The 19,143-nt window shown below is 34.5% G+C and carries 28 protein-coding genes; 14 read left to right on the top strand and 14 right to left on the bottom strand.

The window, feature by feature from the left end; translation table 11 throughout:
• Nucleotides 1–111: 111 nt before the first annotated feature.
• From PSA_RS24945 to PSA_RS22685, 3 genes are all read left to right on the top strand, one after another.
• The gene (locus PSA_RS24945; protein WP_082305875.1) at nt 112–510 is read left to right on the top strand and encodes a MerC domain-containing protein; all 399 of its coding nucleotides are present in this window, start codon (nt 112–114) and stop codon (nt 508–510) included.
• A 68-nt stretch (nt 511–578) separates the two neighbouring features.
• Entirely contained in the window at nt 579–1,487 is a 909-nt protein-coding gene (gene folE2, locus PSA_RS22690; RefSeq protein ID WP_042152952.1) for a GTP cyclohydrolase FolE2, read from the top strand.
• A complete protein-coding gene (locus tag PSA_RS22685; RefSeq protein WP_052380269.1) occupies nt 1,480–2,451 on the top strand; it encodes an endonuclease/exonuclease/phosphatase family protein in 972 nt (323 codons plus the stop codon). The genes folE2 and PSA_RS22685 overlap by 8 nt, the downstream gene beginning before the upstream one ends.
• A gap of 100 nt (nt 2,452–2,551) precedes the next feature.
• Here the strand turns inward: PSA_RS22685 and PSA_RS22680 are convergent, their stop codons facing one another.
• Nucleotides 2,552–2,842 carry a hypothetical protein gene (locus PSA_RS22680; RefSeq protein WP_042152949.1) on the bottom strand — a complete coding sequence of 97 codons (291 nt, stop codon included), beginning with the start codon at nt 2,840–2,842 and terminating at the stop codon, nt 2,552–2,554.
• Between the two features lie 434 nt (nt 2,843–3,276).
• On the opposite strand from PSA_RS22680, the gene PSA_RS22670 reads away from it, so the two are divergent.
• From PSA_RS22670 to PSA_RS22655, 4 genes are all read left to right on the top strand, one after another.
• A complete protein-coding gene (locus tag PSA_RS22670) occupies nt 3,277–3,465 on the top strand; it encodes a hypothetical protein (RefSeq protein WP_042152942.1) in 189 nt (62 codons plus the stop codon).
• Nucleotides 3,466–4,104: 639 nt separating this feature from the next.
• On the top strand, nt 4,105–4,470 hold the full coding sequence (locus tag PSA_RS22665) for a hypothetical protein (RefSeq protein WP_042152939.1): 366 nt from the start codon (nt 4,105–4,107) through the stop codon (nt 4,468–4,470).
• 192 nt (nt 4,471–4,662) lie between these two features.
• Nucleotides 4,663–5,085, top strand: a complete 423-nt coding sequence (locus tag PSA_RS22660) for a rhodanese-like domain-containing protein (RefSeq protein WP_042152936.1) — start codon at nt 4,663–4,665, stop codon at nt 5,083–5,085.
• A 99-nt stretch (nt 5,086–5,184) separates the two neighbouring features.
• A complete protein-coding gene (locus PSA_RS22655) occupies nt 5,185–5,631 on the top strand; it encodes a GNAT family N-acetyltransferase (RefSeq protein ID WP_042152933.1) in 447 nt (148 codons plus the stop codon).
• 572 nt (nt 5,632–6,203) lie between these two features.
• Here PSA_RS22655 and PSA_RS22650 read toward each other — a convergent pair.
• From PSA_RS22650 to PSA_RS22640, 3 genes are all read right to left on the bottom strand, one after another.
• Entirely contained in the window at nt 6,204–6,941 is a 738-nt protein-coding gene (locus tag PSA_RS22650; RefSeq protein WP_042152930.1) for a hypothetical protein, read from the bottom strand.
• A 244-nt stretch (nt 6,942–7,185) separates the two neighbouring features.
• Complete coding sequence (locus tag PSA_RS22645; protein ID WP_042152928.1) at nt 7,186–7,419, bottom strand: hypothetical protein; 234 nt, start codon at nt 7,417–7,419, stop codon at nt 7,186–7,188.
• Between the two features lie 111 nt (nt 7,420–7,530).
• The gene (locus tag PSA_RS22640) at nt 7,531–8,139 is read right to left on the bottom strand and encodes a hypothetical protein (protein WP_042152924.1); all 609 of its coding nucleotides are present in this window, start codon (nt 8,137–8,139) and stop codon (nt 7,531–7,533) included.
• 100 nt (nt 8,140–8,239) lie between these two features.
• Between PSA_RS22640 and PSA_RS22635 the strand changes: the two genes are divergently transcribed.
• Both PSA_RS22635 and PSA_RS22630 read left to right on the top strand, forming a co-directional pair.
• Nucleotides 8,240–9,265, top strand: a complete 1,026-nt coding sequence (locus PSA_RS22635) for an IS110 family transposase (protein WP_059364957.1) — start codon at nt 8,240–8,242, stop codon at nt 9,263–9,265.
• Nucleotides 9,266–9,707: 442 nt separating this feature from the next.
• On the top strand, nt 9,708–10,751 hold the full coding sequence (locus PSA_RS22630) for an IS110 family transposase (protein WP_059365048.1): 1,044 nt from the start codon (nt 9,708–9,710) through the stop codon (nt 10,749–10,751).
• A 125-nt stretch (nt 10,752–10,876) separates the two neighbouring features.
• On the opposite strand, the gene PSA_RS25615 is transcribed toward PSA_RS22630, so the two are convergent.
• The 8 genes from PSA_RS25615 to PSA_RS22600 all read right to left on the bottom strand — a co-directional run bounded on the left by PSA_RS25615 (nt 10,877) and on the right by PSA_RS22600 (nt 14,752).
• Nucleotides 10,877–11,035, bottom strand: coding sequence for a hypothetical protein (locus PSA_RS25615; RefSeq protein ID WP_157575823.1), 159 nt, complete (start codon nt 11,033–11,035; stop codon nt 10,877–10,879).
• Nucleotides 11,036–11,291: 256 nt separating this feature from the next.
• Nucleotides 11,292–11,735, bottom strand: coding sequence for a hypothetical protein (locus tag PSA_RS22625; RefSeq protein ID WP_042148287.1), 444 nt, complete (start codon nt 11,733–11,735; stop codon nt 11,292–11,294).
• 313 nt (nt 11,736–12,048) lie between these two features.
• A complete protein-coding gene (locus PSA_RS25610) occupies nt 12,049–12,216 on the bottom strand; it encodes a hypothetical protein (RefSeq protein WP_157575822.1) in 168 nt (55 codons plus the stop codon).
• A gap of 481 nt (nt 12,217–12,697) precedes the next feature.
• Entirely contained in the window at nt 12,698–12,973 is a 276-nt protein-coding gene (locus tag PSA_RS22620; RefSeq protein ID WP_042148291.1) for a hypothetical protein, read from the bottom strand.
• Nucleotides 12,974–13,258: 285 nt separating this feature from the next.
• Nucleotides 13,259–13,594, bottom strand: coding sequence for a type II toxin-antitoxin system RelE/ParE family toxin (locus PSA_RS22615; protein ID WP_042148294.1), 336 nt, complete (start codon nt 13,592–13,594; stop codon nt 13,259–13,261).
• Between the two features lie 12 nt (nt 13,595–13,606).
• A complete protein-coding gene (locus tag PSA_RS22610; protein ID WP_042148296.1) occupies nt 13,607–13,843 on the bottom strand; it encodes a type II toxin-antitoxin system Phd/YefM family antitoxin in 237 nt (78 codons plus the stop codon).
• 426 nt (nt 13,844–14,269) lie between these two features.
• A complete protein-coding gene (locus tag PSA_RS22605) occupies nt 14,270–14,497 on the bottom strand; it encodes a hypothetical protein (RefSeq protein WP_042148300.1) in 228 nt (75 codons plus the stop codon).
• 42 nt (nt 14,498–14,539) lie between these two features.
• Nucleotides 14,540–14,752 carry a hypothetical protein gene (locus PSA_RS22600; protein WP_231665494.1) on the bottom strand — a complete coding sequence of 71 codons (213 nt, stop codon included), beginning with the start codon at nt 14,750–14,752 and terminating at the stop codon, nt 14,540–14,542.
• An 80-nt stretch (nt 14,753–14,832) separates the two neighbouring features.
• On the opposite strand from PSA_RS22600, the gene PSA_RS22595 reads away from it, so the two are divergent.
• Together PSA_RS22595 and PSA_RS25605 are read left to right on the top strand one after the other, a co-directional pair.
• Nucleotides 14,833–15,147, top strand: a complete 315-nt coding sequence (locus PSA_RS22595; protein ID WP_231665492.1) for a disulfide bond formation protein B — start codon at nt 14,833–14,835, stop codon at nt 15,145–15,147.
• A 446-nt stretch (nt 15,148–15,593) separates the two neighbouring features.
• On the top strand, nt 15,594–15,755 hold the full coding sequence (locus PSA_RS25605) for a hypothetical protein (protein WP_157575821.1): 162 nt from the start codon (nt 15,594–15,596) through the stop codon (nt 15,753–15,755).
• Nucleotides 15,756–15,818: 63 nt separating this feature from the next.
• Here the strand turns inward: PSA_RS25605 and PSA_RS22585 are convergent, their stop codons facing one another.
• Complete coding sequence (locus tag PSA_RS22585; RefSeq protein WP_042148305.1) at nt 15,819–16,016, bottom strand: hypothetical protein; 198 nt, start codon at nt 16,014–16,016, stop codon at nt 15,819–15,821.
• Between the two features lie 170 nt (nt 16,017–16,186).
• Here PSA_RS22585 and sdhC point away from each other — a divergent pair, with 170 nt between their 5' ends.
• The 3 genes from sdhC (at nt 16,187) to PSA_RS22570 (ending at nt 17,851) form a co-directional block, all read left to right on the top strand.
• Nucleotides 16,187–16,567 carry a succinate dehydrogenase, cytochrome b556 subunit gene (gene sdhC, locus PSA_RS22580; RefSeq protein WP_042148307.1) on the top strand — a complete coding sequence of 127 codons (381 nt, stop codon included), beginning with the start codon at nt 16,187–16,189 and terminating at the stop codon, nt 16,565–16,567.
• A 2-nt stretch (nt 16,568–16,569) separates the two neighbouring features.
• On the top strand, nt 16,570–16,905 hold the full coding sequence (sdhD, locus tag PSA_RS22575) for a succinate dehydrogenase, hydrophobic membrane anchor protein (protein WP_052380099.1): 336 nt from the start codon (nt 16,570–16,572) through the stop codon (nt 16,903–16,905).
• 106 nt (nt 16,906–17,011) lie between these two features.
• The gene (locus PSA_RS22570; protein WP_042148313.1) at nt 17,012–17,851 is read left to right on the top strand and encodes a hypothetical protein; all 840 of its coding nucleotides are present in this window, start codon (nt 17,012–17,014) and stop codon (nt 17,849–17,851) included.
• A 147-nt stretch (nt 17,852–17,998) separates the two neighbouring features.
• Here the strand turns inward: PSA_RS22570 and PSA_RS22565 are convergent, their stop codons facing one another.
• Nucleotides 17,999–19,138, bottom strand: coding sequence for a porin (locus PSA_RS22565; RefSeq protein ID WP_042148316.1), 1,140 nt, complete (start codon nt 19,136–19,138; stop codon nt 17,999–18,001).
• Nucleotides 19,139–19,143: the final 5 nt, after the last annotated feature.

The following is a 19,143-nucleotide window of genomic DNA, read 5'->3' as shown; positions in this document are numbered from 1 at the left end:
TTCTGCCCCACCATTTTTACAACAGAAATCACAGCGACCAATCACAAATCAATATTGATTGAAAATCTCAGTATGTTATATTATAACAATTAAGAAAAACTGGAAGACATCATGAAAATACAACGCATAAGTGACAATACAGCAATAGGACTATCAATGTTGTGTATTGCCCATTGTTTGTTAATACCAATACTCATCGTGCTTGTTCCCTCAATCTCAAGCGTATTATCAGCTAATAATGAGGTATTTCACCAACAGTTACTTTACGGTGTTGTCGCTTTTAGTTTAGTTGCATTGTCTATTGGCATTTTTAACCATAAAAAAATATCGATTTTCTTATTAGGTTGTTTCGGTTTATTTATATTAGTCTCGGCTGTGATCACCAAGATCCAGTTTTTTGGCTCATTCACTGAAATAGTTTTAACAGTTGCAGGCTCTTGTATTGTGGCTTTCACACATGTTAAAAATTATAGGTTCAGGCACCAGCAGTGTAATCAAATAGCAAACTAACATTTTTAATACATATATAAAAAGGCGAACAACGCCTTCTCAGTAAAGAGAAATTGGACAAAAAATACATGAATATAAATTTACCTGACGTTACTTCTGGCCAACGGGCGCTAACACAACTACCTCTTCGATGGGTTGGTATGGAGGCAATCGCACTTCCAATATCCGTACCGCATTTAGATTCAACCTCGCCTGTTACTGCTAAAGCAGATATTTTTGTAAGTTTAGATAAACCTGAAGCGAAAGGCATTCATATGTCTAGGTTGTATTTAAAGTTAAAAGATAAACTCACGTCACATCACTTAACAGGTGAAACACTATCACGTTTACTTCATGAAATTATTCAATCACAAGAAGGTCTTAGTGAATCTGCAAAAATTAATCTTTCATTTGAATTAACCATCCAAAAACCTGCTTTATTGAGTAACGAATTTGGTTATCAAAGCTATCCAATTGCTATTTCACGAGCGTATGTTCAAGGTCAAATGCAAACCCAATTATCCTTGACCATTCCTTATTCTAGTACTTGTCCGTGTTCATCAGCATTATCTAGACAAGCTTTAAGCGATAAATTGTCAGAAAATTTCACCTCCCAATCAATAGATAAAGATGCGTTGCTTGAATGGATTATTTCAGAAAAAAATACAGCAGCAACAGCTCATAGCCAACGTTCATATGCTTATTTAAAATTAGCATTGAAAAACGAGCAATTACCAGATTTAAATCAGCTTATACTTGATTTTGAAAAAGTGATTGGCACGCCTGTGCAAACAGCAGTGAAAAGAGAAGATGAACAAGCATTTGCTAAATTAAACGCTGAAAATCTAATGTTTTGTGAAGATGCTGCAAGAAGATTGAAACAATCTCTTGAAAGTAATAGTAATTTTAGTGGGTATTGGTTTAAAGTAGAGCATCAAGAAAGTCTACATGCACACAATGCTGTAGTAATTGATCACAATGAGCAACCTTATGAATAAAGTATTAAAAGCCTTTGCTATTCCAGCATTTATGTCTGCGCTATCAGGATGTGAACATCCTCAACATGCACATCCTCAACATGCACATCCTCAACATGCACATCCTCAACATGAGCATGCTGAATCAGCTTCTGATCTTGCGCATCATGCACCTCTGACAGTTGCAACATGGAATATTGAGCACTTAGCTTTTCCAAGTAACACAGGCTGTAAGCCAAGAAGCCAACAAGATATCGAAAAACTTCGCAGCTACGCCAATAGTCTAGATGCAAATATTGTCGCATTACAAGAAGTCGCTTCAAAGGAAGCATTAAAAGCTGTATTTCCTGAAAATAACTGGCAAATCATTATGTCAGAACGTGAAGATAGTCCAATTTACGATTGCAGAGAAAGTAACTATAAATCAACGCAACAAAAAGTCGCCTTCGCAGTGCATAAATCAATTGATATCGTTGATATAACACATAACAATCAATTTAATTTAGATATGCCAGGTCTTAGAAATGGTTTAGCTATTACTGTTAATACCACTCTGGGTAATACAGAAATTTTAAACGTCCACCTAAAAAGTGGCTGTTTTGTTGATGATTTTTCAAACAGCGATAAAAGAGCGTGTCAGGTATTAGAGAAACAAGCGCCTATTTTAGATTCTTGGCTTGAGCAACGAGAGTCAGCGAATACACCTTTTATCATGTTAGGAGATTTTAACCACAGGTTAGCAACTGGACAAAACAAACTTTTTGAAGTGTTAAGCAATAATACAAATAACCAAAGTTCAACATTGCACCTGAGCACAAAAAATATGATTGGTTGTCACCCAAGATACCCTGCACCTATAGATCATATTATCATTGGTGGTTCTAAAGCTAATTACGCAGATAAGAAGGCTGTTATTCATAATTTTGAAAATATGAAAGAAGATGAGATGCTAAGCGATCATTGCGCGGTTTCAATTACCCTTTAATATAGTCGGTCATCCTTAAGTATCTAGGATGACCTATCTTCCACATATATTAACACCAATAAGTCTCTTAATATTTTAAAGCATAGAGTCTTTTAATAAACTACCCCATCAAATAACTTTCATATTTTTTAATCACAACTGCAAATGCATCATCAAAAGCACCTCGGTTTATCGCACCTTTTAAGTCTTCTATTACATTATATACTTGATCTTTTTTAACTTTTAGAACAGTTGTACCTGGCTCTAAAACATCAAGTGGTACCACACTATCCCCGAGATTTAGAGATAAAGATATTTCACCCGAAGCATTACTTTTATCTTTATTTTTTATAACGACATGTTTACGCGCTTGTTCAGGGGTTAATTGAGATAATAACTGATTCATTTTCATCTTAACCTATCCTTTCATAATGGAAACTTTTATTCCAAGATACAGATGTTTTATGACAATTTAACAATCATTTTTAATAAAAAAAGGCACTCATAAGTGCCATTTATTACAACTTTTAATTATAAAATGTCACTTGCAATGTATTATTTAAAATATTGAAACTAGGTTCAACACCACAAATCGCATTACCACTAAATTGTTTTTCATTTAGAGAATTTAGTGTTGTAGATTTTAAAATTGTGTATGTCTTATTAAACTCAAAGCCGCCAGCGTCTTTTTTCCAAAATGAAAATGAAGTGATCTTAGAATTTAATTTAAAATCACCATTTATCTTTAATGCGATTACATCATTTCCAAGTTGAGTGCTTATAATTCCTTTATTAACTTCTAAAGAGTGAATAGTGAGATCATTAACATGATCGCCAATATTAAGTGTGCCATTTCCGTTTAATTCAATTGATGCATTATCAGCTGATGAATTATCACCAAAACTTATTTCACCGCCAACAGTACTAGGTTCTGTAGGCTTACCAGCACCAGTCCAGGCAAAAAATTGTGCGGTTCCTGCAACTGAAGTATCACAAAAACGAATAACACCACCTCCTTTAACATGTTTACTTTAAGGACCTGCAATATAAACAACGCCTTTGTCACCAGCAGATGCTGAATTTAAAAACATAAGTTGAGGTGCTTCATATCCAGTAGTTTCACAGGCAACAATAAAATTTTGATTTTTTATTGAATTATTCTTAACGCCTGAGCCTGAAATTGTTAATGCTGCACTTTTTGAAGTTGAGAAATTAAATGTAAATGAAGATGCATCTTCTAAAAACTCAATCGAATTAACCTTGGCTTCGCTTTGAGATATAAAGTTGATGTCAGTTATTGCCGAAGATTTAAAAATAGCACAAGTTTGTGGTACCTCATTAGGTTCCTAATTCAGATCATTGTTCCATATATTAGAACTCGGGTCATTTTCCCAGCTAGCGGTTGCCATATAAATTTCCTTATTAAAAAGTGAATTTTAAGAAATAATTAATGTCGAACGACATTACATTAACCAGTAATAAATATTACCGCAAACCAATTTATAACTTAACCAGATAATTTTATTTATAATACCCTGGTTGTGATTCGACTGATTATTTCTAAAAACCACAAAATATTAAACATTCAGTTATGTCTGATCAAGATGATTTAACTAAAAAATTTAACTAAGTTCAAATGATGAAATAGCACAATTGTTTAACGCGCTAGGAAATATGGTCAAAAAACTTAATGTTACAGTGGGTCAAATTTCAGGAGCTATTATCGGCGTTTCCAGCTCTTCTGAACAGCTATCAACTGTTACAGAACAAAGTAGCTTAGGTGAAAAAGAACAAAAAATCAGTAATCTCGCACTAGGTGTTTACGAACAAGAGTCCAATCTATTTTTTAAAGACATGAGCGATAAAATAATTGATGATGATATATTCCAACGTTTACTCACTTTTCCTAATGTGTTGATCACAGGTCATCAAGGGTTTTTTACAGAACAAGCAATGCAAGAAATTGTACAAACCACTTTGATAAACATTTCTCAATTTAATCAAGGCGATATTTTAACCAATCAAGTAGTCAACTCATAGATTGCATATGAGTTATATAAATTAAGGGGAGAAAATCATTCCCCTCATCATTCATTTAATATCAACAAATCACACTACTGTTCATATAAGTTGAATATAGTCTTCAGAAATCGTGAATTTTACTACCTCTCAAATCACGTTAAATTAGTTTCATCCAAAAAGATTGACTGCATATTTAAATAGGAAAAAATTATGACTTTTCAAAGTAATGCATTTAGTTACCCCGTGGCATCTAAGCAACAAGCTGGTGAGTTTTTTTCAAACAAACTCGCAAATGAAACTGATTGCTCAGATGTATATGCCGATATAAAAGACAAGACTAACAATTATCTTTTGTTAGATGTCCGCTCAGAGCAAGCATTTGATAAAAGCCACGCTATCACTGCTTTAAATATTCCTCATAGCCAAATCAATGAAAAATCATTTGAAAGATATCCTAAAGATACTTTATTTGTAGTTTACTGCTGGGGCCCTGGTTGTAATGGTGCAACAAAAGCTGCATTAAAAATTTCCAAATTAGGCTTTGCTGTAAAGGAAATGATAGGTGGAATTCATTACTGGGAAGACTTTGAGCGCTACCCTGTAAAACGTCGGAACACAGAGGTTCAAAGTTAGCTAATATTTTTAAATTAATAAACCACATCAAGCTATAAAATGTGATGTGGTAAACATGCTATCCAATTAACCTTAATTAGATATAAGTGAGTAATACATATGAAGTATCAGATCAGGTTAGCTAGCAAGCAGGACAATAAATCTATAATAAAGTTAATGGAAGCACATGCTGAATTTGAAGGACAGCCATTAAAACTCACCATAAAACATGACAGTTTAATTGATCTTAATTCGCTACCGATTACACTTTTTTTAGTTGAATCTGGCAATGAAATATTGGGCTATATGTCTGTTGTTAAACAGTTTTCAACATGGGATATGGATTGGTATTTATACTTAGATTGCTTATATTTAGTCGATAAAATAAGAGGTTATGGGCTTGGAAAGGATTTAATGCAACAAGTTAAAATTTTTGCTAAAAAACAAAAAATTAGTAAAGTTGAATGGCAAACACCAAAAAGTAATTTTCCTGCCATTTCATTTTATAAAAAGCTTGGTGCGCTAAGTAAAGAAAAACAGCGATTCTTTTGGCATGTACCAAGTTAAATTAATATGTAACAAATTAATATGTAGTAACTCATATCTGATCTTACAGTCTTGATGAATAGGTTCATTTTCACCTACAGGCAGTTATGAGCGAATAGCTGCCGTTGGCATTTGTCTCGTTAACGATTGCTATTCCTACAAAGCGGTCTGTCGTGATATTAATTTTATCTCTAATGAAATTATATTATTATTTTAATTGTCATTTAAAAAATTACTAAGTAATGCATCACTTTGATCCAACCACCTACAAAGTGGTTCATTAATTTCCTGATATTGTGAACAGCTATAATTGATATATAAGGCTTTTATTTACGCCATTTTCAGGAATGAATCAAAACATATATGTTTTGCACGGTTTTAGCCTCTAAATTACTTTATCTAAAACCAAAGAATTCGGCCTACAGAGCCGCACTTTTAGGAACGTGAATCAAAACATAGAGGGTTTTGCATCACTTTGGGGTATTTTTATTCAACTGATGAATCTATGCATGTGTTAATCTTAATTAACATAGTTTGGTTAAGGATACACACTCTAACATGACAAAATGATTTACTGAAAACTTTTATTTGAATCAGTCTCTATAGCAAATAACGTTAGTTACCATTTCATCTTCAGTTCCTGTGTAGGTAACTTTACATGTAGTGCCACCCCCTTTAAAACCACCCCAATTATTTACTATTTTAACCCCCTCTCCAAAAGAAGTAGTTCCAGTCCATGAGTGATTACCATTTTTATCTGTCGTTAAACGAACATTTGTCATTAGTTTTCCGTCATTAATGTAACCACTTCCTAGAGGTCTGCTAGCCTCATCTGTTATAATAATTAAAGGGCTATCAGCATTGGAAGCACTGGCTTTATTGGATAATACGTTTTTAGACCAGTCAGCGGTTAAGCTACCTGATGCACCAACGAAAATATCGCGAACAAGACTACTTACGAAACCAGTAGCTCCTTTAGGCTTTGTTTTTATTTCTCCACTATTAGCAGCACTCGTTAATCCATCAATTGCATTTTGAATTGCAGGACTTATAGATATTTCAGTGCTTTTCACTCTGATTGCTGATGTAACATGGTGATCTACAACAGATCCCCCCATTTTAGCCTGTTTAATTGAGAACTCTACAACTCCATTATTCGATGATGAATATTGAACATCAATGCGAGGATAAGAAAATCCATTATTAAGACAAGTTGTATACATATTATTAAAAGTATTCAATGAGCTACAAGTTTGGATTATTTCATCAAATCCTGCAGCTGAAGAAAATACTGGTGCCAAAAAGATACAACCTAAAATAAGCTTTTTCATAAAACTATAATTCCCTTTATTTACATGCCTTATAAGTTAACATGAAAATATGAGCAATTTAAATACATTTATTTAACATTTATATTAAGTTCAAAAATATTGGCAATAAATAGATGAGTTTATGTTTTGCTCGGTTAAACCGAGCTGACTTAGTTATTTTGATGCAGATAGCCGCATCAGTCTGGGGTATTTTGTACGGTTCACTTTTACCACATTTCGGCCTTACAGTGATTTGTTAGTTTGTTTATTCACCGCCGCCACTGCTATCACCGCTATCCGAGTTACTCCAGTTGATATGTGAACTACTGGTCCAGTCGCCACCTTTTTTATTGGATTTGAAATTCACTGAAGTTAATAGCGAAATTGCACCAAAAACTATTGAAGAAACCGCTATTAAAAGATTATCTGGAGAAACTTTCAATTCAAGAATACCAAATATAATAAGTCCTGCTCCCAAGAGAATTTTTAAAGTTTTCAATTGACCTCCATGACAAACTAACGCCCTCGTTAATGGGCAAATAATTGTTGGCTAAAATAAGCGACGCAGGAGCAAAAAGCCAACTGTTATTTGCCCTGATTTAACAGCTTGTTAAGTGCCCGTTTTCCATAAACTGTATTGTTTATTTCTATCAGTTAATTTTGCCATTACCTCAAGTCTGGATTGAATTTCAGCCAGAGTTGGGATGCCACACAATTTTCTTTGTTCATCAGGACGAGCATTTTTATTGAAATTTTCTAAATAGTAAATTTCATGTGTTCCTTCAGCATTCATTTTTCTATCTAATTGAGTTCCCCATACTTGAGGTTTACCAACTTTTAGAAGATATCTATCCTCAGCAGCACAAGATAACCAATTAGCGTTTTTATTATTTGGATCAAGCGAAGCTGATTTTTTTGAAAGCTCCATTGCCATTTTGTAATGCTTTGGTTCTGAGCCATGCTGCATTATCATAGCCGCTGCAAAGTATTCTTCAGAGGATAAACTATCAGTGCCATTTAGTAAGTTTTCGACCTGAGAAAGTCGAGCTTTATCTCCTGGGAGCATAACCTCAGTTATATATTTTCTAACTTCATTTTTAGGAAGCGACCGTAGATGAGTACGGACTTCTTGATCTTCTTTATATAAAGCAATCACATCAATTGCATTTACTTGAGAAACAAAAAATGCTGACGTTACAAAAATCCATTTTAAATTCACCAAAACCTCCTAGGGCATTTAACGAATGATATGGACTCCCCATCCAATTGGCATTTGTGCCATATTGAAAGTGTAAACAGTCAAAAAATGGAGAGCCCATATGTCTTTAATTAAAGTTGTTGGCATTGATTTAGCCAAATTAGTTTTTAGTATCCACGGTGTTGATAAGCATGACAAGTGTAAATTAAGAAAAACTATCAAAAGAAACAAGCTATTAGAGGAAATAACACAACTTCCACCCTGTATTATTGCAATGGAAGCTTGCTCCGGTGCCCACTATTGGGCAAGGGAATTTATCAAACTCGGTCATGATGTGCGTATTATGGCGTCTAAATTTGTTATTCCCTATCGCCAAAATGAAAAGAATGACGCCAATGATGCTGAAGCTATTTGCGAAGCAGCTACAAGACCAAAAACACGTTTTGTCAGTATTAAAAGCGAAGAACAACAAGCCGTGCTGTGTTTACACCGCATCAGACAAGGTGCAATTAAAGACAGAACCGCACGTATAAACCGATTACGCGGTTTACTCGCTGAGTTCGGTATCATCATGCCAAAAGGTCGATACCCTGCACAAAATGCCATTAACGGTATTCTTGAAGATGCTGAAAATAACCTACCTTTTCTTGCGCGTGAATTGCTCAATGATTTATGGCAAAGTATTAAATCTTTAAATGCAGAAATACTCAAATACGATAGAAAACTGTACAAACTCGCCAACCAAATGAAAGACGCCAAAAGGCTTATGAGTATTCCAGGTATTGGCGAGGTCACTGCAACAGCCGTAGTCGCCACAGTAAATGATGCTAAACATTTTGATACCAGTCGTTCTTTTGCTGCATGGATTGGTTTAGTACCAAGGCAATATTCAACTGGTGGGGTTGCGCGATTAGGCCGTATCAGTAAACGAGGTGAAAAACATATTCGCACTTGCCTGATACATGGTGCTCGAGCAGTAATCGCAAACTGCAAAAATAAAACAGACCGAACGAGTCTGTGGGTCAAAGACCTCATTGAACGACGCGGTTTTAAACGTGCAACGGTTGCATTAGCTGCAAAGAATGCCCGCTTAATTTGGGCACTGTTACATTCAGAAAAAGAATATCAAATTGATTATGTAAAATAAGTTTTAAAGTAACAAAGTTAAATAAAAAAGAGTTTAACTCACCGAGTCTGTGCATTAGCAATTGACGATAACACGGTCAGACCGAGAGCAAGAAAGCCTGTTTAGTCGGGAAGAATAATTCTTTATAAAAGAAGATTCTGTTTAACGAATGAGGCATTGCTCAAGCGCAAATCATCAGGGCGATAGCGTAACAAAGCTAAAAAACGCCGAATGTAGAGCTGCTGTCAGATCTTCTTGTTATCAAAAAGTGTTATTGCTTGACAACGGGGAGTCCATGTAGCTTTACTAATGGGCGCATAAATGCTTGGCTAAAATTAGCGACGAAGGAGCGCAAGCCAAGCGTTTTGCGTCCTTTTGAGTAACTTGATAATCATTGAGCCTCCTCCAAAGTATCGCGTTTATACGTAATACTTTAGTGACCAAACAAAAAGGAGAAAGCTCAATGAACTTTTACAATAACATGCATCCATACTATTGTGGTATCGATTTACATGCCAGGTTACTCTACGTCTGTATCATTGATAATACAGGACTTATTCTTGTTCACAAGAAAATTAAAGATGACCCCTCCGCCTTGCTTAAGTTGTTACAGCCCTACATTGGTAACATTGTGGTGGGTGTTGAATGTATGCATTGCTGGTATTGGGTCGCTGATTTTTGTAAAGCGCATGATATCGATTTTATTCTCGGTCATGCCCTTTATATGAAAGCCATTCATGGTGGTAAAGCTAAAAACGATAAAATAGATTCATATAAAATCGCTAAACTGATCCGTGGCGGTAATTTTCCCCTTGCTTATGTCTATGAAAAAGAGATGCGTGCTACGCGCGACTTATTACGTCGCAGAACCAAAATCGTTCGTCATGGTGCTGATTTGAAAGCCCATGTCGCAAACACTGCAAGTCAGTACAATCTACCTGCCCACAATGTCAATTTAAAAAATGTATGTGATAGAGAAAAAATGCGCTATTACTTTCCCGACCCAGTTGTACAACGCTCTATTAATCTCGATATGGGCATACTTGACTGCTTTCAAAAAGAGCTCAAGCCTTTAGAGCATTATATTGAACAGATGGCCAAGCAACATAACCCCGTTCATCTAAATATCTTGCAAACCATTAATGGCATCGGTCGTATTCTCGCGCTGACAATTATTTACGAGATTGGTGATATTAATCGCTTCCCGAGTGTTCAAAAGTTTGCTTCTTATTGCAGACTCGTAAAATGTAAAGCTGAATCAGCAGGCAAAACCTATGGCACACAGGGCAATAAAATTGGTAATGCGCATTTAAAATGGGCTTTCTCTGAAGCGGCTGTATTGTTATTACGCCATAACCATAATGCCACTCAATACCTTGAAAAATTACAAAAAAGAATGAGCAAAGCAAAAGCACTTTCAGCGCTGGCGCATAAGCTCGGTCGTTGCGTTTATTATATGCTTAAAAAAGAGACTGTATTCGATGAAACCCGATTTTTAAAGCGTTAGTCACGGTACTGAGTGAGCTGAACGTCTAACTGGATATAAGGTTGAGCATCAATCAATTGGGTGAGTTAATAGCCATTAAGCTTTAGCCTGATTATATGCCTAAATACCTAAGCCTCTTGGCTTGATTAGACACTCAGTACGCGTGCATTAATACAATAAGCAAAGTCGCTTACACCTGACTTGAGCCTGAAACTAACTGGTGCACATTGATGCAACCAACATGCTTGAATAGTGCCTTGATCAGGTAAACCGATGAATGTCTCGATTCTGGCATCCTGCTTCATTCTACCTCCTAAATCCATTTAGTCGTAGTGCCCCTTGCTATGTTATAAGGATATGAACTAAAGCAGGCAGCGATGAGATCGCAATAAGAGAGCCTCTATATGTGTTTGCCGTAAGCTACTTGCTTAACAGCCGCATCGACATACGAAGTAAACGGGTTTGTTTATTGATTTACATTTGACCGTCACTGCAAAAAACGGTCAAAAAGAACACTATTGCCTATTGACAGAGTTAAGGCTCATATGTGTTATACACACTTTACTTGTTAATGGGAGGTGCAACAGGCGGAGGTGGAATTACCTCTTTTGCCTTTTCCTTACTTAATAGTTGTTTGATTGAAGTCTTAACAACATTACCTCCACACATAACTAAACCACCATCTTTTGTTGTAGAATAGTTGAAATATATTTCATATTCATCAACCAGCTTTGCACTTACATCAATAAACGCCTGTTGATGATAAGGGTACCTAAATGCAGGCTGAAAGTCCAAGCTAGTATATAACTCGTCTTTTTTATGAAGATAGATAGTTGTTAGAAAATATTCACCGGCTTTTTTCGGCGCAAATATTTCATAATTAGCTAAGTTAGCTGAATTCCCATTGATATTGGCGAATGGAGTATGCTCGATTTTATGTTCATCTCCGCAAGCCTGTATATATGGAGATAGAAAAAGGAGTATAGAAATTAGAAAAAGTCGCATGATTGGCCTGTGTGAATAACAGCTTAATAGGCGGATTTATTCCGTGTTTAAACACAGACTTTTTCCGTCTATCATGATTTTTAATTTTGATAAAATACTCTTTTTTTCTCATTTTATCAAAGACTTTGATATATATTACAAGATTTCTTTTTGTGTGATAGACGGAAAAAGTCCGTCTATCAAAGACACATTTACAATCTTGCATTCAATGGTGGGGGTTTTAAAAATTTTATATTTTGCTCGGCAAAACCGAGCAGACTTAGTTATTTTGACACAGTAAAAGCATAAATATTTTTACTGTGCCAATTAAGTTTTATTGCTCACTGGCATTTTTAACGACACAACCATCAATCACAACTTTAAATAACTGCGGTTTATTTTTATGCCAGTTGATCAAGGTTTGCTTTGATACTCCTGTTTTATCCTCAACTTCTTTTAGTCCAGATAATCCCGCTTTTTTCGCTTGTTGTGAAGCTGTCATATTTATAATCACCTGAAAAAAGCAAAGTACACTGTTACTAGTAATATAGTGACTACAATTGTGCCACCTAATATCATTTTGCTATATTTGCTGTCTGTCGTCATTGTGTTATCCTTTGAAATAAGGGGGCTGCAACCCCCTTGCTTTTAAATGCTAAGTAGCTTGTCTATGCCTACTGTCAGCGCTATTGTAACTAGAGGTATTTGAATTACGAGTTTAAGTATCTCTAGTTTCAATTTTAGTTTTTCAAGTTCTTCTTTTTCCATATTTTTCCTTTTTGTTTGTTAAGTCCCTTTGCCTTAACTTCAAAACAATTATAGTAAAACTATTTGACCAAATCAATAGAAAAAGTAAAATTATTTTACTTTTTGGTGTTTGCAATAATTAATAAACAATTACCGCGTAATACTTGCTAAAGTGATACAAAAAAAGCGCAGTGAAGCGCTTTATGTTTTGTTTTGCTCGGTAAAACCGAGCAGACTTAGTTATTTTGCTCAGTTATAAATGGCTCTGGTAATTCAAAATCATTTATATCTGGATTGCTATTTGATGTGCATGACCACTGAATAGAACCGTTTTTACCATGCACAATTATATATCTTCTTGAACCTACTTCCGCATCTACGAGAATACCTTTCCATATAACTTTGATTATTGACTTAGCAGATGCAAAAGCGTCATGTGTCTGATTAAAACATGTTGTTGCATCATCTACACCGCTAAGACCAACTTCAATTTTGTAAAAAGGTGATTTCATAATAATGTCCTGTTTATTTATTAGAAACATATACTATACACAAATATTTAACCTTGAAATTCAGATTGAAAAAAAAGCTTAACCAGTTTTGATAAGGCCTACTTTATACTTATAAGTATGGGGATATCCAAACGCGGAAAAAACAAAATTCTGCATGCAGAATTTGAGAACTTATATTTTGCTCGGCAAAACCGAGCAGACTTAGTTATTTTGATGCGGATAACCGCATCAATCTGGGGTGTTTTGCACGTGTAATAAAGCTCGCACATTTAGCGAGCTTATAATCTACTTTGTATACTCATCAACTTGAGCAAGTATTGTTTGAAAATTCATACGAGTATGGCAAAAAATTATTATTGTTATTAGGTAATCACTTTGCTTTGGCTCGATTTTATATACGAATCGATATTGGCCTATAAAAAGCTCTCTATAGCGCTCATCATCAAAATGCTGGCATTTTTGTCCGCATTCAGGAAGGGTTTTTAGTTGATCCTTAAAATCATCAAAACGCCCCTTAATGACATCTCTTGCAGTGCTTTTATCAGATGTTTTTTTTAGCCACTCAATAGCTAATCTTGTGTGTTTCTGTGCTGTTTTAGTAACTTTAAATTTTATAGGCATATATTCCGCTATTTAAATTTCAGATAAAAAATCATCCAGGTCAGCCACTTCGCCTTGTTTGATTTCTTGTTCAGATTTTATTAATAACTCCATGAAAGCCATTTTCTCCAATTGAGACTTGTACGCTTCAGATGTTTGCACAACCAAAGAGTCCACACCATTTTGTGTGACATACATAGGTTCAAAACCTATTTCCTCGCTTAGATTCGCGGCATTAGCTTTCATGTAGCTTATTGGTTTAATGATCATATTTCTCACTCACCTTAGTTTTACTTTAATTGTCCAGATTAAAGTTTAACTTTAGTTTTACTCAGATATTAATTTTACCTGAGTGCCTCTTATAGTTAGTGTCCTTGGAATAATTCCAATTACTTTTGTACTGGAGCCTAACTTTTGCTAATAAACAAAAGCCTCACCTTAGACTATATTAAAACCAGTGGTCTAAATATAGTCCAATTAAATTGGTAAGTCAATTTTGTTATGATTTTTATATGCGTACTGTGAATTTATGATATGAGCGCTTTAACCGAGCAGAACTCACTAAAGTGATGCAAAAAATTGCTGTTAAGCGCTTTAATTGGAGAAAATTTAGTTACTTTTACTGCTGTTTGACAGGTGAAATAAGTTTCAAGGTAAAGGTTTTATTTGTATCACAAATAGATCATGCCAAGATAACTAGCTTAAGACAAAGTAATCAACATTAAAATCTAATACGCCTTCGCCCACAGCAACTTCTATTGGTGTAACATCGCGGCCTTTAATTGTTTCTTTATATTTTTCATAAGCGGCAACATGAATGATAATATCGCCGTTATCATCTATTTGTAATACTTCTTCGCTAGTAACATCACGTTGAATCTTTTTCTTTTGTGAATTTGAAAGTGCGATTTCTTGGATCTTCATTGTATTCCTGACTATCTAAATAAATATTAGCGCTATTATAACTTAAACAAGCAAGATAAAAATAATTACATCGGTTAAACTAGCCTGCCCTACTGCCGTTGGGCATTTATTTTCAGCCATAGCTAAACAGGGATTAATTTTATCTTCATAACCGATATCAAATAACATACCTTGAGATAATTCTCCCGCCATTTTCCTTTCAGGTAAATTAACAACAAATAAGGCTTGCATTGAGTATGAGAAAAAAATACCCATATAACTAAAAGAAATAAGTTATAGCTTTTACTTAATTTGTTATATCATTACGTTGTAAGTCATTGGAAAAACTAAATTTCATGAAAAACTTTGAAATCAAAACTATTATAGAAAAACGCCACTGGATAGGATTTTTGGCAATTGTGATTTGCATAATTGCTTGGACTATGGAATTAATTGGCAGCGTTTATATTTGCCCTTATTGTCGGGTGCAAAGAACTGTTATCGGTATATTAGGTGTCATATTACTCTTGCCTTTTGCATCTCATTGGCTGGTAAAGTATATAGCTACTATATTTGGATTTTTTGCTGCAGTTGTTGCTTCAAACCAGCATTTCATGGGTTGGAAAAAATATCATCTGGAAACTTCCAATTTAATGACAACATATTTATAGACCCATTTTTGTTATCGGGTTTTGCCTTGAGTGCTATCATCGCAATGACTTGCATAATAATAAAACTACCAAATAACAAGCCAGAATCATGATTACTGTATCTCAGTACAAAATTTTTAGCTATTTATGCTTTATATTATCATTAATTATGTGGTCATTGGCTGTTTCATTTGGCTTATGTCAATGATGCTTTTTTTGATTTCGGTTCCTGCTTTATCACTTTTAAAGTCAAAGGGGCAGTAATATGGCGCGTTTATCACAAGATGAAAAAATTCAGCCTCATTGGTGGCGCAAATCTCATTGCATACACATTATTTTTAACTTTAAGGTTGACCCTATGAAAATCCGAGCTGATGTAGTAAGAACTTATCAAAAAGTGTATGCTTGGACTGTTATTATTGCTGGGCTATTTTTTATTTATAGGCTTTTATGCTGGTTCGCTTACAATGTTCAAACCAGCAATTGAAAAATGGGCTGTGCCAAAATCCCAAATTATAGCGCAAACTCCTATTGATGAAATTGATCAACTTATTATAAAAGCCACCCACAAATTCGAAAAAGCAAAACAAGGTTTCATAATCGAATTTAATGAACAGGTACAGCACTAGATAAAACAACGATGTTTGGAATATCAGCAACTGTGCTACTGATACTAATATGCTGTAAACTTTTTAAAACTTTTCTGTGATCACAGAAACTGAAGATGCCGTATCTTTAAGTTTTCGATTGGCTTTTTTACCGTATACAGCGATTGTTTCTAATGAGTCATCTTCTGGACTTGTAGCGAGTTCATATGCAGCAGCCCCTTGAGTTGTAATTCCTAAAATAGCACTGGCAATTGCAGTAAAACGTACTTTTTTATTTAACATCGTTTTCCCTAGTTTTATCAATTATTAAAGTATTAATTTCTAAAAATATTATTTTTCGCGAATTAAACTTAACACTCTATAAATATCAACCTAAATGATAACCATTTGCATTATTTTTAATATATGTATAATACAAATAAAATTAATTACTTATAATCAGGAAAATATACATGACAAAAAATCGACCAAAGAACTTAGATTTAAGCACCATGGCATTGCCAGTAATGGGCGTTGCTTCAATTCTTCATAGGATAAGTGCTGTTGTTATCTGGGTAGGAATGGCTTTATTATTACCAGCTTTATATTTTTCCTTAAAATCACCTGAAGGCTTCGATGAAGTAAAAACACTACTAACAGAAAGATTTGTCGCTCAATTTTTTATCTGGGGTTTCCTCACTGCATTAGGTTATTACATTTTGGGAAGCCTCAAACATATCATACAAGAATTCGGTTATTTTGAAAGTTTAGAAGGCGGACGTGCAATTTCCCAAGTAGCTATTGGTTTCGGAATAATACTAAGTGTATTCATTGGATATTGGTTGTGGAGCTAACAATGAAAAGAAATGGCACACGGGAATGGATATTTCAGCGCTTCAGCACAATAATAATTACACTATACACATTAGTTTATTTAGGATTATTTTTATCTATTCAAACGTATGATTACACGGCTTGGACAGCTATTCATAGCCCAGTTTGGTTTAAAGTTTACTCAACCATTACACTCATTATATTAATGGCAAATTCACTGTTAGCAGGCTGGCAGATTGGTACTGATTACACACAAAAAGTACCTTTACCAGGTTTTAGCACTGTGTTTCATAGTTTTTATACTTTAATAACTATTGGAATGTTTATCTTTAGTCTCTATATCATATGGTTACTATAAATTGCTATATTAAGGTCTATCAGTTTTAGACCTTTTATTAATTCTAAATAAACTATTACTGATTTTTATTTAGCTCGCCGTATGCTCACAAATAATCGAATTTTATATGCTATTTGCTGAAGTTAATGCGGAGTTTTATGCTAAAGGTCTAGGGCCTTATGAATTCGTTCCACAACCAAAAGGTTTAGTATTCATCCCTTTCGGCGGGCAGGGAGCAGAAGAATTTAGAGTTAAATCTGAGCAATGGAATTCTTCCGAAAGTCAAAATATAGTTAAAGGAATAGGTGGTTTTAAAACTCGACAATACCAAATAGTCACTTGGACACATAATGAAATAAAACCTTCGATCAGGGATTTTAGAAATACTAATTCAGAAATTTTTATTCGAGGTCATGGCTCACCAGGCGCAACCCATATCTCTACCAGAAACAATATTCTAAATAAAAGTGTTACCGATGCTGTGAGTGTAATTGATGTTTGTAAACGTTTGATTAGCAGTGGTCTAGATAAGAGCTACGCTGGAAACATTAATTTTTATACATGTTACAGTGGTGTAGATGCCCTACCAGCTGATATTAAATATAAACACAATAAACAAAAGCAAACTATAGCAAGCGGCGGAAAAGTAAGAGATGAACTACTAGTAGGTTCAAAATCTATCGCACGAATTGGTGCTGATTATATGCGTAGTAATGGTTATAGCAAAGCACGCTACTTTGGTTACCTTGGCCCTTTAATTTCTCTATACTCAAAATCTGATTTTGATTCACAGACTGAAAGTCAGCCTATTGATAAACGAGAAATCGATGAATTTATGCATCGTTATGTAGATATTAGCCCTCAAGGATACAAAGTTGAATACACGGGTTATGCTGGCGGTACTATCATACCGAATAAGAGTATTTCAAAAAAGTATAAGGCTAGAGTCGGCAATCGAGAAGTTTAAAAATAATTAGCGCTGTATAAACTTGTTTGCTAACTTTCTTTGCAGCAAACAAGTTTCAAGTTAATACATTTAAATCGCTTATTTGTACTTGATAAATTAATACAATGCGAGAGTCAAACTTAAAACCAAATTTTCTACTAAAAATATTTAGTTAAATTCCCATTTTTTAGACAAATCATATCTAAAGCCTAGTGAGTATGAGCTAAAATCAGGTTTTACATCGAAGTCTTTATACAAATATTCTAAATGAAACCTCAGTCCATCAGCTGGCAACCACTCAAAAGTAATATTAGCACCTTGGTAATCTTGGCTAGTAATATCAGATATACCGTCTTCGAAATCAAAGTAACCTGTTTTAAATTTAAAATATTTATTTATAGGGTAAGCTAACACCATATCAAATGTATGTCCTTGCCTATCTTTGAGATTAAAATATTCGTAATCTATATTTTGATAGCCAGCAGCTAGGTATAAATCATTATCAAATGTGTATGCAATTGAGCCTGCATATATTAAATTACTTCCTGTATTATTGTTTTCAATAAAACGATCTTTTTTAGAATAAGTTAATCCTAAGTGAAACCCCGATGAGTCATAACTGACACCCGCATTAAAAAAGTCACTGTCATCATTTGCATTTCCACCATCAAATTGACTGGCTAACATCCAAGTAAACGCATTAATCTGCTTTTTATAAGTAAGTAAATTATTCACAAAGAAAGGACTTTCGGGGTCATAAGCAAAAGGGCTCAAGCTATGATTAAATATATCAACATATTCAGCAATAAACGAATATTGAACTGGTCTCTGCTTACCGATCCCTACCTGCCCATATGGGCTATCTAAGGCTACATATACTTGTCGAGCTTTACCAAAGTCGCCATTATTTGAAAGATCTACTCCCCATTCTCCATGCAAAATAGCTTTCCAATTAGAGCTAAATTCAAATGTAGATTTAATACCAGCATTTGATAAAGCATCTCTTACATCCCAGAATTCATTATCTCCTTCATCAATACGGCCAAATGTGGGCCTTAATGATACATAGAGATCGACATTTTTTGTCGATGAATTATTTGCTTCATTGGCACTCACGCCAATTGCCTTATTTATTTTGGGATCTGATATTTTTTGTGTGTTATTTGCCTTTTCTAATTCGAGGATGCGTTTTTGAAGTTGCATGAGTTGTGTTTTTAGCAGTTCAATTTCACTTCCTAAATTGTTTGCACTAACACTGGTAGCCAATAATATACTCGTAATGACAAAGAAAATTTTAGACTGTTGCACCTTTC

The sequence above is a fragment of the Pseudoalteromonas sp. '520P1 No. 423' genome (genome assembly GCF_001269985.1).
Classification (GTDB): Bacteria; Pseudomonadota; Gammaproteobacteria; order Enterobacterales; family Alteromonadaceae; genus Pseudoalteromonas.
The sequence above is the reverse complement of the archived record's forward strand: the minus strand, read 5'-3'. Positions and strand labels throughout refer to the sequence as shown.

Bases quoted from the DNA above. Each gene is read 5' to 3' on its own strand.
- PSA_RS22610 (WP_042148296.1), bottom strand. From the start codon at position 13,843: ATGATCATTAAACCAATAAGCTACATGAAAGCTAATGCCGCGAATCTA.
- sdhD (WP_052380099.1), top strand. From the start codon at position 16,570: ATGAAAAGAAATGGCACACGGGAATGGATATTTCAGCGCTTCAGCACA.
- PSA_RS22600 (WP_231665494.1), bottom strand. From the start codon at position 14,752: ATGGGTATTTTTTTCTCATACTCAATGCAAGCCTTATTTGTTGTTAAT.
- sdhC (WP_042148307.1), top strand. From the start codon at position 16,187: ATGACAAAAAATCGACCAAAGAACTTAGATTTAAGCACCATGGCATTG.
- PSA_RS25610 (WP_157575822.1), bottom strand. From the start codon at position 12,216: ATGACAGCTTCACAACAAGCGAAAAAAGCGGGATTATCTGGACTAAAA.
- PSA_RS22685 (WP_052380269.1), top strand. From the start codon at position 1,480: ATGAATAAAGTATTAAAAGCCTTTGCTATTCCAGCATTTATGTCTGCG.
- PSA_RS22660 (WP_042152936.1), top strand. From the start codon at position 4,663: ATGACTTTTCAAAGTAATGCATTTAGTTACCCCGTGGCATCTAAGCAA.
- PSA_RS25615 (WP_157575823.1), bottom strand. From the start codon at position 11,035: ATGAAGCAGGATGCCAGAATCGAGACATTCATCGGTTTACCTGATCAA.
- PSA_RS22585 (WP_042148305.1), bottom strand. From the start codon at position 16,016: ATGTTAAATAAAAAAGTACGTTTTACTGCAATTGCCAGTGCTATTTTA.
- PSA_RS22615 (WP_042148294.1), bottom strand. From the start codon at position 13,594: ATGCCTATAAAATTTAAAGTTACTAAAACAGCACAGAAACACACAAGA.
- PSA_RS22650 (WP_042152930.1), bottom strand. From the start codon at position 6,941: ATGAAAAAGCTTATTTTAGGTTGTATCTTTTTGGCACCAGTATTTTCT.
- PSA_RS22570 (WP_042148313.1), top strand. From the start codon at position 17,012: ATGCTATTTGCTGAAGTTAATGCGGAGTTTTATGCTAAAGGTCTAGGG.
- PSA_RS22630 (WP_059365048.1), top strand. From the start codon at position 9,708: ATGAACTTTTACAATAACATGCATCCATACTATTGTGGTATCGATTTA.
- PSA_RS22595 (WP_231665492.1), top strand. From the start codon at position 14,833: ATGAAAAACTTTGAAATCAAAACTATTATAGAAAAACGCCACTGGATA.
- folE2 (WP_042152952.1), top strand. From the start codon at position 579: ATGAATATAAATTTACCTGACGTTACTTCTGGCCAACGGGCGCTAACA.
- PSA_RS25605 (WP_157575821.1), top strand. From the start codon at position 15,594: ATGTTCAAACCAGCAATTGAAAAATGGGCTGTGCCAAAATCCCAAATT.
- PSA_RS22665 (WP_042152939.1), top strand. From the start codon at position 4,105: ATGGTCAAAAAACTTAATGTTACAGTGGGTCAAATTTCAGGAGCTATT.
- PSA_RS22635 (WP_059364957.1), top strand. From the start codon at position 8,240: ATGTCTTTAATTAAAGTTGTTGGCATTGATTTAGCCAAATTAGTTTTT.
- PSA_RS22655 (WP_042152933.1), top strand. From the start codon at position 5,185: ATGAAGTATCAGATCAGGTTAGCTAGCAAGCAGGACAATAAATCTATA.
- PSA_RS22625 (WP_042148287.1), bottom strand. From the start codon at position 11,735: ATGCGACTTTTTCTAATTTCTATACTCCTTTTTCTATCTCCATATATA.
- PSA_RS24945 (WP_082305875.1), top strand. From the start codon at position 112: ATGAAAATACAACGCATAAGTGACAATACAGCAATAGGACTATCAATG.
- PSA_RS22605 (WP_042148300.1), bottom strand. From the start codon at position 14,497: ATGAAGATCCAAGAAATCGCACTTTCAAATTCACAAAAGAAAAAGATT.
- PSA_RS22620 (WP_042148291.1), bottom strand. From the start codon at position 12,973: ATGAAATCACCTTTTTACAAAATTGAAGTTGGTCTTAGCGGTGTAGAT.
- PSA_RS22680 (WP_042152949.1), bottom strand. From the start codon at position 2,842: ATGAAAATGAATCAGTTATTATCTCAATTAACCCCTGAACAAGCGCGT.